The organism is Borrelia hermsii DAH, assembly GCF_023035675.1.
In the GTDB taxonomy this organism is placed as follows: Bacteria; Spirochaetota; Spirochaetia; order Borreliales; family Borreliaceae; genus Borrelia; species Borrelia hermsii.
The window spans coordinates 761,194-774,693 of sequence record NZ_CP073136.1 but is presented as its reverse complement, the minus strand read 5'-3'; the positions used below and the strand labels follow the sequence as shown (position 1 = coordinate 774,693).

The following is a 13,500-nucleotide window of genomic DNA, read 5'->3' as shown; positions in this document are numbered from 1 at the left end:
AATTACCTTTATTTTAGTTCTTCATGCTAAATGGCTGACCAGTACTTGAAAGAACATCCCGCCAGAAAGAACCATTTATATTGACTTTATTTCTAGCAATTACTGCCATTTTTATTGGAATATGTACAAATTTTGTACTCCATAAGCTAATTAATAATTTTGTCTTACCTGCCATAGCAGCATGAACAGCATTTGAGCCAAGACGAGCACAATAAAGGGAATCACTAGCATTAGCTGGTGAGCTTCTAATAATATAACTAGGATCAATATATTTAAGATTAACTGGAATATTTTTTGATTTAAAATACGTATTAACCTTGTCTTTAATATAAAGTCCAATATCTTCATAAAGCAAATTACCAGAATCATCTCTTTTGCGACTACCAGGATCAAAATATTTTTGTCCAGCTCCCTCTGCTATTAATATTACTGCATGGGGCATCTCATCCAAATTCTCTTTTGCCAAAAGGCGTCTTTCAAGATGTGCAAGAAGCCCATTAGGCCCCTCAATATCAAAATCTAGTTCTGGGATTAAACAAAAATTAACATCATTAGATGATAAAGCAGTATAAGCAGCAATAAACCCAGAATCTCTACCCATAACCTTAACAAGACCAATTCCATTATAAGCACTATTTGCCTCAAAGTGAGCACCAGCAACCGCAGCAACTGCTTGCTCCACAGCCGTTTCAAATCCAAAAGATTTTTGAACAAACATCAAATCATTATCTATTGTCTTTGGAATACCTACAACAGCTATTTTCAAATTTCTTCTCTCTATTTCCTCAGCAATTAAAACAGAACCCTTTTGTGTTCCATCTCCACCGATATTAAAGAGCATATTAATTTCCATCCTCTCCAAAGTATCAACTATTTCAACAGGTTTAATCCCCCCTCTTGATGAACCAAGTATTGTCCCACCAAGCTGATTAATATCATCTACTACATCAGGATTTAGCTTCATAAAACTCAAATTAGACTCTGGCAAAAGTCCCTGATATCCGAATTTAACTCCATAAATATTATAAACTCCATATACTTTCCATAAAGTTCTAACAATTGAACGAATAACATCATTAAAACCTGGACAAAGACCTCCACAAGTAGTAATTGCCGCCTTAACATGACTTGGATCAAAATAAATCTTATATCTAGGACCAGCTTTCTCTAAAAAAACATTCTCATATTGCTCCCAACCCTCTTCATTTTTATAAACATTCAATCTAATCTTACTAGTCTCATCAGTAAAGTGAACATGACTCTCCTTAGCATAAAAACTAATCAAAGGATTATCTTGTTTACATTCTCCTAAATTTTCTATTTTAAAATCTAAATTCTCATTCCTAATTCTATGCATTAAGTTCCTCCTCCATAATAAGTATTATTATAATTCAATTATTTCCTAATAAATTGACTTTGTTCTTTAATCATATCGTATATATCATCATAAATATAAGGCGAACCTTCAACGGGAGACTTAATTAAATTACCTGCAATAAACTCAAAATATTTATTAAGCTTTGAATTTCTATCAAAATCAATAAATGGAACTCTATTATTAACAGACTCTCTAAAACTCTTTGCAAACGGAATAAAACCAACAAATTCAACCGGTATGTTAATATTATTTTTAACAACATTTATTAAATTTTCACACATAGCTATTTCTTCACTAGATTCTATCCTATTTAATACAACTCTGGGATAAAAACTATTCATCATCTTTTTTACCTTAAGTGATGCACTTAAAGATATAACTTCAATCCCCGTAACTAAATCTTTAAATTTAACATTCGTACCTTCTATTTTATTTTTAAAAAAATTACTAATATATTCACGTTCAGCACTCTTTGAAGGAAAACTCAAATACAAAAGCCGATACAGTGCATTTTTCAAAAAAGAATAAGCATTAAGTATTGAAGGGGTTTCTGGAACAGTAACGATTATACCACTGTAAGCTGACAAATAAAAATCTACTGTATTATAAGACGTACCTGAACCTAAATCTATGAAAACAAAATCAGCAACAAGATCTCTCTGAATCGAGTCTATTATCCTCTTTTTAATAGAAAAAGGAATATTAGCTGTTCCCGTATAAAGGGCATCTCCTGGAATCAGATAAAGCTTTTTATAAGGCGTTTTAAGAATTAAACTTGAAAAATCTTTCTCACGTTTATTAATAAAGGAACCTATTCCAACGCCAGTATTCTTAACCCCTAAACATGTATGCAGGTTAGAACCACCAAGGTCAAGATCAACAAGTATTACAGTTTTGCCTAAACATGCAAGTTTATAACCAATATTAGCAACAAAAGACGTTTTTCCAACACCACCCTTTCCACTTGCAACAGGAATAATCTTAGTCATCTTCAAATCCTATTAATCATTTTTCTTATCTTTATTAAACTTTTTCATGAAATCAAAAAATCTTAAAAATCCTAATTTCTTAAAATCCTCCTTGGAAGAAACATCTTCTGCTTTAGAAACTGATATTAAATCTTTAATCAAATCCTTATTATTTGTAAAATTCTCAATTCCATCAGGCTTGCCACAAATTACAATTTTATCATCTTTCAAGAAAAAATAATCACCATCCACAAACTCATACCTAGAATTGCTTAAATTTCTAACAGCAATAACAGTAATGCCCTTCTCTCTTCTTAAATCAGCCTCAAGAAGAGTTTTGCCTACATACTCTTTCGGAATAACAGTCTCAGCAACAATGATGTCGTGACCAACAATACTATAAGTTGAAAGATTAGGAGATACTAATAGTGGGGTTAATCTTCTTGCAGCATCCTTACTTGGAAATATAATTTTTGTAGCACCAAGAGTTTTTAATATCTCAGCGTCATCCCTATCTTCAGTTTTAACGCATATCTCTTTAACACCTAAAAGATTACAATAATGAGTAACAAGAGCACTTTTCCCAAGATCATTATCAAAATCAATAATAACAGCATCAGTATCTACAGGAATAACTTTTTTTAAAGCATTTTTAGTAAATTGATCCAAAATAAAGCTTTCTGTAGCAATAACATCATATTCCTCAACCAATTCCTTTGAAGTGTCGACAATAATAATTTGACAATCAAGCTTACTCAAATTCTCAAGAATATGAATCCCTAAATTACTAAGACCAATAATAACAAACGTTTTCATTCTTCCCTAACCCACCAAAATATCTTGCCTTGGTCTTGTAAATTCCTCAAAACGAGATCTTCGTGAAACAAAAATTGCCATAGAAAAAAGTCCTATCCGACCTGCAAACATAGTAAAGATTATAATTACTTTACCTAAAAATGACAAATCCTGTGTAACACCAACTGACAAACCAACAGTACCAAAAGCAGAAAAAACTTCATATCCTAAATCAATAACTCTCCATTTTCCACCACTCTCAGCAGCAAGAAGAACAAAGAATGAAAAACACAAAATAAAAACAGCCCTTACAAAAAATAAAAGTGCAAACCTTATACTATCAATTGAAACTTTATAAGAACCAATAATATAACCATTACCATCTTGGGATTTTATTACAGCAAGAATAATTAGAAAAAAGGTAGTAATCTTAATCCCCCCAGCAGTTGAGCCTGGAGCACCACCAATGAACATGAATGGCAACGAAAGCATTTGGGTTCTACCTGCAATAAGAGAATTATCAAGATAATTAAAACCAGCAGTCCTTGTACTTATTGAATAAAATATTGAATTAAATATGAGCGTTCCAAGTGAATAACCTTCCTCAAGTTTATGCATTTCTGATAAAAAAAATACGATTGCACCAAAAACAATTAAAAAGAAACTCAGCAAGAAAACAATTTTAACATGAAGAGACAACTTCTTATGGTATTTAATAGTATTAGTAACATCACGATATACCATAAACCCAAGTCCTCCACAAATAATCAAAATAGCAATAACAACTATAGCCTCAGGAACATCACGCCACGCATAAATACTCTCAGAATGCATAGAAAACCCTGCATTACAAAAGGCTGAAATTGCCGTAAATAAAGCCTCAAGCAATGAAATACTAATACCTCGAAGTTTAAAACACACTAATATTAATATTAGTCCAATTAATTCAATTAAAAAAGTTACAAAAAGTATGCTTTTCAAAATCTTAACAGGATTATATTCAATATTTGAAAGAGAATACTGCTTTATTATCCGAGCATCGGTTAACTTCAACTTACGCTTAGGAATAAGCAAATAAAAAGTAGTAATTGTTATAAACCCAAGACCACCAAATTGCATCAATAACATTATTACGATAAATCCAAAAGTAGAAAAATTCTCTATTTGAACAGTAACAAGTCCCGTAATGCTAACAGCAGATACAGATGTAAATAAAACATCTATATACTCTAGTTTTTCCTCACCATTCCAAGCAATGGGCAATGACAACAGTAGAGAACCCAAGAACATAATCAGGATAAAATAACTGAAAAGAAAAAACCTATCACTAAACTCAAATTTCAACATAAAAACATAAAATATAACAAACTACATAAGATATCATTACCAAAACAGCAAAATCATAAGACATTGAAATATTATCATAATTTTATTATTTTTAATACATGTTTGAAATTGAATTGAAAGCTTTTATTCCCAAAAATAAACTTAAAAAAATATTAAAATTGGCTAATCAAAAATTCAAATTTATTAAAGAAGAAATCAAAAATGATACTTACTATTCTAACACAGAAAAAATAATTAGAATAAGAAAATTTAATACCTCAGAAGAGATTGTAACATTTAAAATCCAATCTTTAGAAAATGACATAGAAATCAACAGGGAAATCGAATTTAAAGTAGACCAAATAAACAATTTTATATTTTTTCTAGAAGAAATGAATTTTAAAATTCTATACAAAAAAATCAAAAAAAGTTTAATTTATCAAAAAGGAAACTTAAACATAGAAATTAATGACATTGAAAATCTTGGTTTTTATTTGGAAATTGAAAAAATAATTTATGATAAGAATGAATTAAGTCTTGCCAAGACAGAAATTTACGAAACAATAAAAGAATTTAAACTACAAAACAACATTGAAAAAAAATCATACTTTGAATTAATACTAGCTAATCAATTTAAAGGATAAAACTTTAAAATCTAAACTCAAATATGATAATATAAATCCTTCGTCTTGATATTTTGCAAACTGAGGCTTACAAGCAGATTTCTGAAAAATTTCAGATTCATTTAAAAAATACCAATTATCCTCATCAAAATAAATAAGTCTGATATCATCACCATCTTCAAACGTTAATAACAAATCATTTCTATAACTTAAAATATCACTAGTTATCCCCTTGATCCTAATATTTGGACTTATATTTTTCCATTTATCATCTTGCAGGGAAAATACACTTACAATAGGTCTATCCTTTGTTATATAACTTAAAACAACCTGACCAGATTTAAAATTAGAAAGAAGCTTGACAGAATCTGCCATATTTGCAGACTGAATATTTGCATTTGCCCAAGTTTTGCCCCTATCAACAATAAACTCAGAATTAACATAATCATTTACTTTATAATTATAAAAAATTCCCAAAAAAGGTTCAGAAATGATACCAATACTTGAAACATCAACATAGGCATCACCTTTAGACATATAAGAATCCATAACATTATTCCAAATATTACTATATCCTCTATTTGCAACAAAATTTACTTTATATTCACTGCCAACTTTCTTTAAGTAAGCTACATACAGATTATCTCTCTTATCAATGCTAATATTTACCAAAAATCCAATATTAGTCCTAAATTTAGGACTAATATCAATCCACTTTCTACTATTAAATTTTTTAACTATAAGTTCGCTAGAAAAATCATCAGTACTCTTAGTAGTAAATACAACATATAATTCCCCTTTAGAATTAACTGCAAAATCAAAACACGCAATATCAGTAATATTATCATTAACAGCAGTACTTATATCAAACCAACCAATATTTTCAATAAATGAAGAAACCTTAATGTTATCACTATTTTCCATCTGATAAGCAAGGTAAATATTACGACTATAAGTCCTTAAAATATATTTTTTAAGCTTTGCCCCTAGTTTAAAACTTGGCAAATCCCTTAATAAAAAAGTCTTATCTTGTTTTTTTATATTGGATATTTTAGCTCTTAAAGCATCATCACTTATTATTGACAAATCTAAATCAGCAAGGACAAAATTAATATTTGCATTCTCAGATGTGACATAGATAACAGCATAAAGAATATCTTTATGCAATTTAAGCTTAACATCCCTTTTCCTTATCTTATCTGTTATATATTTCTTATTCAAGACATCATACACCATATAGACAAAATCTGAACCTAGAGAAATATCAAAAGTTAAGATATAATTAGAAGACTTATTGACCTTCAGATAAATACTTCCCTTTCCACTTTCACTTGAAATACTTAAAGGCTCAACTTCCGTTAACACCTGCTTTAACTGAGCATGAGAATAAAAACCAATTAGTAGCCAAACAAATATTAATAAGAAATTACTTCTCATACTTGCCAAGATCCAAAAATATTACAATATAATCAATTAATGATATGAGAGTCAAAAAGGCAGAAATAGCATATATTATTCCAACAATAAAAGAAAAATTAAAATCTAGATTTAAAATTAAACTAATAAAATTCTCAATCAATGTAGTAATTTTCAATTTGTCTAAACTATAAAGAAAAAGACTGGCAAATGTTGAAATGGCATAAAATAAAGATTTTATTTTGCCCGAAAACTTAGCTTGCTGAACTATATCAAACTGAATAATTAAATTCCTAATAACACCAACAGAAAGTTCACGGTATATAAATATCACAAAAAAATAATATGGAGTAATACCTTTATAAAAGAAAAAAACAAAATATGTTAAATGTTGCAACACATCTGCATAAGGATCTAAAATCTTGCCTACATTACTAACTAAATCATATTTCCTAGCAATATATCCATCAATAAGATCTGTTATTTCATTAAAAATAATTAAAAACCAAATCAAGATTAAAAATAAATAAGGATTCCAAAAATCTTCAAGACAGAATATAAATAAGATAACAAAAGATAATATAATTCTAAAAAAAGTTATTTTATTTGGACTAATTATACTCTTGCTATTCAATTTATAAAATCTCCTTATTCTTTACCTTTAGTCTCACAAATTCAAGTGCTTCTTTAAGTTCAAGTCCATTAATCTGATCATTTGTCCTGGTTCTAATCGAAATTTTTCCCTCTACTACCTCTTTTTCTCCTATAATAAACATATAGGGAACTTTTTTGGATTGATATTGTCTAATTTTTGCATTCATCCTCATATTGCAATCATTATCAAGCTTTATTCTAATCCCTTCATTTTTAAACAAAGATAATATCTCTAATGCATATTCTTCTACAACATTGTTTACAGGAATAATTATAACTTGAAGAGGCGCCAACCACACAGGAAACGCTCCGCCATAATGTTCTACCAAAATTCCAAAAAATCTCTCAATAGAACCAAGAAGGGCTCTATGAATCATAAAAGGCCGCTTTTCTTTACCATCCTCTGCTGTATAAGTCATCTTAAATCTTTCAGGAAGATTAAAATCAAATTGAATTGTGCTCATCTGCCATTCTCTCCCAAGAGAATCAATTATTTTAAGATCAATTTTAGGCCCATAAAAAGCCCCGCCTCCCTCATCAATATCATAAGCAATATTTAGATCAATCAAAGCTTCCTCTAAAACTTTTACAGACATTTCCCAATCATCCTTATCCCCTACAGCTTTTTCTGGCTTTGTCGAGAGATATGCCTTTAAATCAGCAAATCCAAATTGATTCCACATATAAAGAGCAAATCTTAAAACCTCTTGAACTTCAGACTTAACTTGCTCATAAGCACATATAATGTGTGCATCATCTTGAGTAAATCCTCTAACACGCATAGTACCATGAAGAGCGCCAATCTTCTCATAACGATACACAGTACCAAGTTCAGCCCACCTAAACGGCAAATCTCTATAAGAATGCTTGCCGGTATTATAAATCGCAATATGAAATGGACAATTCATAGGCTTAACATAATAATTACTTTTATCCATCTCCATTTTCTCAAACATACTTTCTTTATAAAAATCTAAATGCCCAGAAGTCTCCCAAAGACAAGACTTACCAATATGAGGAGTAAAGAGTACATCATAACCATTTTTAAAATGCTCTTCTCTCCAAAAATCTTCTATTATAGCTCTTATTCTAGCACCATTTGGATGAAAAAATATAAGACCAGGCCCTATGTCTTCATGAACAGAAAACAAATCAAGTTCACGACCAAGTTTTCTATGGTCTCGCCTTTTTATCTCTTCTCGTAATTTAAGGTACGCTTTTAAATCTTTTTCATTATTCCATAAAGTTCCATAAATACGAGTAAGCATCTTATTTTTCTCATCGCCACGCCAATAAGCACCAGCAATACTAGTTAACTTAAATGCCTTTGGATCAATTTTACCCATATTATCAACATGAGGACCTTTACAAAGATCAGTAAAATTATGACTTTTATATATTGAAATCTCATCTGTAATCGCAAGTCCGCGAATTAAATCCATTTTATAAGGTTCATCTTTGAAAAGCATTAAAGCCTGTTCTTTAGTTATCACTTCCTTTACAAAAGGACTCCCTGTTTTTAGTATTTCTCTCATTTTCTGTTCTATTAACAAAAGATCATCTTCTGTAATATGTTTTTCAAAATCAAAATCATAATAAAATCCATCTTTAATCGGAGGCCCTATAGCAATCTTAGTATTTGGAAATAACTCAAGCACAGCTTCTGCCATAACATGTGCGATTGAATGTCTCTTCTTATAAAGAATACTCTCTCTATCTAATTTTTCACTCATAAAAACCCCTTACTAAGATTCTAAATATTAATTATTATAATAAATTTAAGCTCCAATCACAGTTATAGACAAACAATAAATCTTCTCAATAAAATATACAAAAAAATTTACTAAAAAAACAGGCAAAACAATAAGAACCAACAAATAAAATTTTTAATCCATAGTTACTATAGATTCAATATTAAAATAAAGAGCCATAGCAAAAAAGAAAGTAATAGTAGAAGAACCACCATAAGATAAAAAAGGCAGGGGAATACCTGTAATTGGCAAAAGCCCTAAAGACATGCCAATATTAAAAGAGGTATGAAAAAACAAAAGACCTAGTACACCAGCAAGCACCAAAGACATATATCTATCCTTACTTTTATTCATTAAGATTAAAATCTTAAAAAAAATAAAGAAAAATAATATTAAAACCACACTAACTCCCACAAAACCAAATTCTTCAGCAAGGATTGAAAAAATAAAATCCGTACTCTGAGATGGAACATAATTTGCATGAGTATAAGGACCTTTTAAAAATCCCTTACCGAAAATACCTCCAGAACCAATAGCAATCTTTACCTGATTTAAATTCCATCCAGCTCCTTTAAGATCAATATTTGGATCTAAGAAAACCAAAAATCTTTTAATTTGGTAAGGTTTCATGAATTTTGATAGAAATTTAGAAAAAAAAGCTGAAATTAATAAAATTGAACTTATAAATGAGATATAAAAGTAAATAACTCTAACATTTAAATTATACTTTGACACAAAAAAGCCTATAGCAGAAGATAAGAACACCAAAATTAATACTAAAAAAGCTACTTGAAAATAAAAATTATTAGAAAAAATCAAATATAACACATTTCCCATATCAGCCTTATATTCATACCAAACCGGCAAGACTACAAAAAGAAACGAAAAGAATCCCGTTAAAGCAAAATACAAAATATAGTGTATATCTACACCAGCAAAAAAGGAAATAAATATAAACATATTCAAGTAAACCACAGCAGTACCAAAATCGGGCTGCAAAAACACAAGCAAAATAATAGGAAAAATTAACATAAAAGCAAAAACAAAAACAAAAAAATTATGATACTCATTCTTACTACTGTAGAATTTAGCAAGAGTCAGAATACTAATAATCTTACCAAACTCCGAAGGTTGTCCACCTAATTTCCAAATTCCAATCCAAGATCTAGCCCCATTAACACTAACACCAAAAATAGCAGTAAAAATCAAAGATGCAACCAATAAAAAATATAAAGGATAGATCACGCCATGTATGATCTTAAGATCATACCTTCCTATTATCAAAATTACAAAAAATCCACCAAGAACCCATACGATTTGTTTGAGATATTCAATTTTCATTAGAGAGCCATTAGAAGTATAATCACTAGAATATATAAGCAAAACTCCAATAAAAGATATCATAACCAAACTAAATAATGCCAAACTATCATAACTTTTTCTAAAAACAGCCATTTACCTTACCTAATATACCATGGTCTATATTCTCTAAGAATATCCTCATAACTCTGATTAGTAAAAATCCCTTGCATCATTAAATCTACGGATTTAGCAGACCACATATTATCTGTGTTACTTCTCCCTTCAACCAAACTAAAAATAATAATTTGTTCACTAGGTGGGGCATTATAAGGAGCAAGACTAACAAAAGAACTATTCTCAAGTCCAGTAACACCAGTTTGACCTGTACCTGTCTTTCCTACAACAGCAACAGCTTTTGTGAGAACTGAATTTCTAGCAGTACCATAAGTTATGACATTTCTCATATATTTTTTTAAAACCTTAAACGTATTTCTACTAATAATATCTGTTTTCTTAAGAATTTCAGGAACATTTTCAAGAATAACTTCATTAGTAGTTCCATTTAAAATCTTACTAACAATTCTTGGTTTATAAATGACACCTTCATTTGCAATCATAGCTATCATATTAGCAATCTGAATAGAAGTAGCACTTAAAAAACCTTGGCCTATTGAACAATTTACAGTATCACCACCTACCCAAGGTTGATTAAAAGTTTTTTTCTTCCATTCTGGATTTGGAAGAATGCCAGAAACCTCATTTGGCAAATCAATCCCAGTTTTCTCTCCAAATCCATACTCTTTTGCATACTTAAAAATCTTCTCAATACCAAGGTACTTAAGTCCCAATATATAAAAATAAACATTACATGAATGAGCAACAGCATGTTCTAAATCGACATAACCATGACCACCACGTTGCCAACAATGAAAAACTCTATTCCCCACTCTAAAATAGCCCGGGCAATGAATTTTTTTACCCTTATCAAGGACCTTTTCTTCTAATAACGCCGTAGTCATAACCAATTTAAAAATAGATGCGGGAGGATAAACTGATTGTATTGCCCTATTGAGAAAAGAATAATCTTCCTTAGAATGCTTATTATAAACATCATTCATTGAATAGTAAGGATAACTATGAAGTGCTAACACACTTCCTGTTGCGGGTTTTAATACTACTATAGTTCCGTATCTCTTACCTAAAGTATTCTTAGCAAGCAGTTGAATATCCTTATTAATATTTAAAACAATATTATTACCAGGAATCATACGCTCTATAATAGAACCACTATCCATTTTTCTCTCTCTAGAATCTACCTTATACCTAATTAAACCTTCCTTCCCTCTAATATAACTATCATAAACTTGTTCAATGCCTAATTTTCCTATTGTAGAATTATTATCATACCCTTGAACATTATAAAAAGAACGAAGTTCCCTTTGATTAATCCTACCAACATACCCAATAGGATGGGAATGAGAATCATCCACCAAATAATTTCTTTTAAAAGAATATGTCCATAAAAGTGCAGGATAATAACTTCTCTTCTCAGCAACTCTAAACAACATTTCTGGACTAAGTTCAACTATTTCTACATCTTTCAAATACCCTCTAGTAGCCTCAATTTTAGAGAGAATAAGTTCTCTTTCAATACCTAGAATACTTGACAAAAAATTTAACATTCCGTCCCTATCCTCAAGAGACATGCCGTAATATTGTTCCAAACTAATTTTTAAAACAAATGCCGTAAGATTATTCGCAAGAACATTAAAATTTGAATCTAGAATTTCACCCCTTGAAGCCTTGATTTTCTCAACCCTAGATAAAAGAACCGTTGCTTCTCTATCATACAACAAGTGTTTCCCAATCTGCATTTTAAATAAAGTAAAAAGATAAGAAAAAAAAACGAAAGATAAAAGTAACAGCCCAAACTTATACCTGCCGCTCAAAATAACTTTCATTTAATATTCCTCTTTAATAGTATAAAGACTTTTCGTGCAATAATTTAAAATCGGATATAAAAAATTTAAAAATACTATATTTATGACAAGATTAAGATCAAATATTGAATAATTGAATCCTTTAAGATCAATAAAATCCGCAAAAGTCATTGCCACAAACCAAATAACAAATTTTGAAAAAATAAAAAATAATGTTATACTAAACATGCTCTTTGGAACAATCATTTTTACTTTTTCAAGGAGATAAAATATCAAAACATAATTAAAAACAAAAAATCCAAGTGGTAATCCATTGAAATATTCCATAATAAGACCATGCAAAATACTTGAGATCAAGCCTACATTAAAAACAAAATTTAAAGAATTAAAAATTAAGATAATTAAAAATATATCTATTGAAAAAGAAAAACTAATATCACAATAATACTGAAAAATTTGTCCCCAAAATATGCTAACGATATAATAGAGTATAAAAGATATCACTTCTCTACCCTTTGATTACCCTTAATCAAAAAAACATATTCCAACTTATCCAAAACTATTATGGGTTCTATTTTAATATTTAAAAGAGAATTATATTCAAGAACATCAAAATTAGTAATTTGTCCTATATAAATTCCACTAGGATAATCACTAAATCCAGCAGTAACAACAGAATCTCCTATCTTTAAAGCATTCTCAGCCAATTTATTAACATAATTCATCTCAAGAGCCTCACCATATCCCTTACCCTCAACAAGACCAATGAATTTGCTATTTTGAATTCTTGCAGAAACAAAATTTTCATAACTCGTTAAAGGTAAAACTCTTGCAGTATCTGCATAAACTTTAACAACTTTGCCAACAAGACCACTAAATCCATCCTGATAAGCAACAGCTATCATGTCTTTTTGAACACCATCATTATAGCCTTTATTAATTGCCATTAAAGATGAAACATTTGCATAATTCAAGTAAATTATTTCAGCTGAAATAAAATCATTAGAATGTGCTGAATAAAATCCAAGCTGCTCTTTAAGCCTAGCATTTTCTTGTCTTAAGACTTGCACATTCTGAATCACTATCTCAAGCTGCTGTATTCTTTTCTTATAAGCTTCTATCGTCTCACCATAATCTTTGTATTCATTTATCGCTTTAAAAATACTAGAAATAAAATTAAAAAATTCATACATATTCCGTTGAATATATGAATTTAAAGTAAAAATAAAAAAATCATCTCTCTTGTTCTTCTTAGAATCACTCGAATCATAAATCATAATAATAACAGCAAATATTAATACACTAAATACCTTAATAAAATTCTTGAAATTAACAAGAAACTTCATA

Annotated in this window: 12 protein-coding genes; 1 reads left to right on the top strand and 11 read right to left on the bottom strand. The window is 29.5% G+C overall.

From position 1 onward, the window contains the following. Positions 1 to 13: 13 nt before the first annotated feature. Genes bhDAH_RS03700 through bhDAH_RS03685 form a run of 4 tightly spaced genes read right to left on the bottom strand, consistent with a single transcriptional unit; the run spans position 14 to position 4,488 of the window. The gene (locus bhDAH_RS03700; protein ID WP_012422475.1) at positions 14 to 1,357 is read right to left on the bottom strand and encodes an ATP-dependent 6-phosphofructokinase; all 1,344 of its coding nucleotides are present in this window, start codon (positions 1,355 to 1,357) and stop codon (positions 14 to 16) included. 38 nt (positions 1,358 to 1,395) lie between these two features. Beyond that, positions 1,396 to 2,367 carry a nucleotide-binding protein gene (locus bhDAH_RS03695; RefSeq protein WP_043924492.1) on the bottom strand — a complete coding sequence of 324 codons (972 nt, stop codon included), beginning with the start codon at positions 2,365 to 2,367 and terminating at the stop codon, positions 1,396 to 1,398. A gap of 12 nt (positions 2,368 to 2,379) precedes the next feature. Next, the gene (locus bhDAH_RS03690; protein ID WP_012422473.1) at positions 2,380 to 3,162 is read right to left on the bottom strand and encodes a potassium channel family protein; all 783 of its coding nucleotides are present in this window, start codon (positions 3,160 to 3,162) and stop codon (positions 2,380 to 2,382) included. Positions 3,163 to 3,168: 6 nt separating this feature from the next. Beyond that, complete coding sequence (locus bhDAH_RS03685; protein ID WP_012422472.1) at positions 3,169 to 4,488, bottom strand: TrkH family potassium uptake protein; 1,320 nt, start codon at positions 4,486 to 4,488, stop codon at positions 3,169 to 3,171. A 98-nt stretch (positions 4,489 to 4,586) separates the two neighbouring features. Here bhDAH_RS03685 and cyaB point away from each other — a divergent pair, with 98 nt between their 5' ends. Continuing rightward, positions 4,587 to 5,111, top strand: coding sequence for a class IV adenylate cyclase (cyaB, locus tag bhDAH_RS03680; protein WP_012422471.1), 525 nt, complete (start codon positions 4,587 to 4,589; stop codon positions 5,109 to 5,111). Here cyaB and bhDAH_RS03675 read toward each other — a convergent pair. The 7 genes from bhDAH_RS03675 to mreC form a co-directional block, all read right to left on the bottom strand. Next, positions 5,088 to 6,527, bottom strand: a complete 1,440-nt coding sequence (locus bhDAH_RS03675) for a hypothetical protein (protein WP_043924491.1) — start codon at positions 6,525 to 6,527, stop codon at positions 5,088 to 5,090. The genes cyaB and bhDAH_RS03675 overlap by 24 nt on opposite strands. Further along, the gene (pgsA, locus tag bhDAH_RS03670) at positions 6,517 to 7,140 is read right to left on the bottom strand and encodes a CDP-diacylglycerol--glycerol-3-phosphate 3-phosphatidyltransferase (protein ID WP_012422469.1); all 624 of its coding nucleotides are present in this window, start codon (positions 7,138 to 7,140) and stop codon (positions 6,517 to 6,519) included. Before pgsA ends, bhDAH_RS03675 begins: the two co-directional genes overlap by 11 nt. 1 nt (position 7,141) lies before the next feature. After that, the gene (thrS, locus tag bhDAH_RS03665; RefSeq protein WP_012422468.1) at positions 7,142 to 8,893 is read right to left on the bottom strand and encodes a threonine--tRNA ligase; all 1,752 of its coding nucleotides are present in this window, start codon (positions 8,891 to 8,893) and stop codon (positions 7,142 to 7,144) included. 153 nt (positions 8,894 to 9,046) lie between these two features. After that, positions 9,047 to 10,366: a rod shape-determining protein RodA gene (gene rodA, locus bhDAH_RS03660; RefSeq protein WP_012422467.1), complete on the bottom strand. Its 1,320-nt coding sequence runs from the start codon at positions 10,364 to 10,366 to the stop codon at positions 9,047 to 9,049. A 5-nt stretch (positions 10,367 to 10,371) separates the two neighbouring features. After that, the gene (mrdA, locus tag bhDAH_RS03655; protein ID WP_012422466.1) at positions 10,372 to 12,174 is read right to left on the bottom strand and encodes a penicillin-binding protein 2; all 1,803 of its coding nucleotides are present in this window, start codon (positions 12,172 to 12,174) and stop codon (positions 10,372 to 10,374) included. Continuing rightward, positions 12,175 to 12,657: a hypothetical protein gene (locus bhDAH_RS03650; protein WP_012422465.1), complete on the bottom strand. Its 483-nt coding sequence runs from the start codon at positions 12,655 to 12,657 to the stop codon at positions 12,175 to 12,177. Then, positions 12,654 to 13,499, bottom strand: coding sequence for a rod shape-determining protein MreC (gene mreC / locus bhDAH_RS03645; RefSeq protein ID WP_012422464.1), 846 nt, complete (start codon positions 13,497 to 13,499; stop codon positions 12,654 to 12,656). Before mreC ends, bhDAH_RS03650 begins: the two co-directional genes overlap by 4 nt. Between the last annotated feature and the right edge of the window lies 1 nt (position 13,500).

Coding starts and splice junctions, on each gene's coding strand:
- rodA (WP_012422467.1), bottom strand. CDS start 10,366: ATGGCTGTTTTTAGAAAAAGTTATGATAGTTTGGCATTATTTAGTTTG.
- bhDAH_RS03685 (WP_012422472.1), bottom strand. CDS start 4,488: ATGTTGAAATTTGAGTTTAGTGATAGGTTTTTTCTTTTCAGTTATTTT.
- mrdA (WP_012422466.1), bottom strand. CDS start 12,174: ATGAAAGTTATTTTGAGCGGCAGGTATAAGTTTGGGCTGTTACTTTTA.
- mreC (WP_012422464.1), bottom strand. CDS start 13,499: ATGAAGTTTCTTGTTAATTTCAAGAATTTTATTAAGGTATTTAGTGTA.
- thrS (WP_012422468.1), bottom strand. CDS start 8,893: ATGAGTGAAAAATTAGATAGAGAGAGTATTCTTTATAAGAAGAGACAT.
- cyaB (WP_012422471.1), top strand. CDS start 4,587: ATGTTTGAAATTGAATTGAAAGCTTTTATTCCCAAAAATAAACTTAAA.
- bhDAH_RS03675 (WP_043924491.1), bottom strand. CDS start 6,527: ATGAGAAGTAATTTCTTATTAATATTTGTTTGGCTACTAATTGGTTTT.
- bhDAH_RS03700 (WP_012422475.1), bottom strand. CDS start 1,357: ATGCATAGAATTAGGAATGAGAATTTAGATTTTAAAATAGAAAATTTA.
- bhDAH_RS03690 (WP_012422473.1), bottom strand. CDS start 3,162: ATGAAAACGTTTGTTATTATTGGTCTTAGTAATTTAGGGATTCATATT.
- bhDAH_RS03695 (WP_043924492.1), bottom strand. CDS start 2,367: ATGACTAAGATTATTCCTGTTGCAAGTGGAAAGGGTGGTGTTGGAAAA.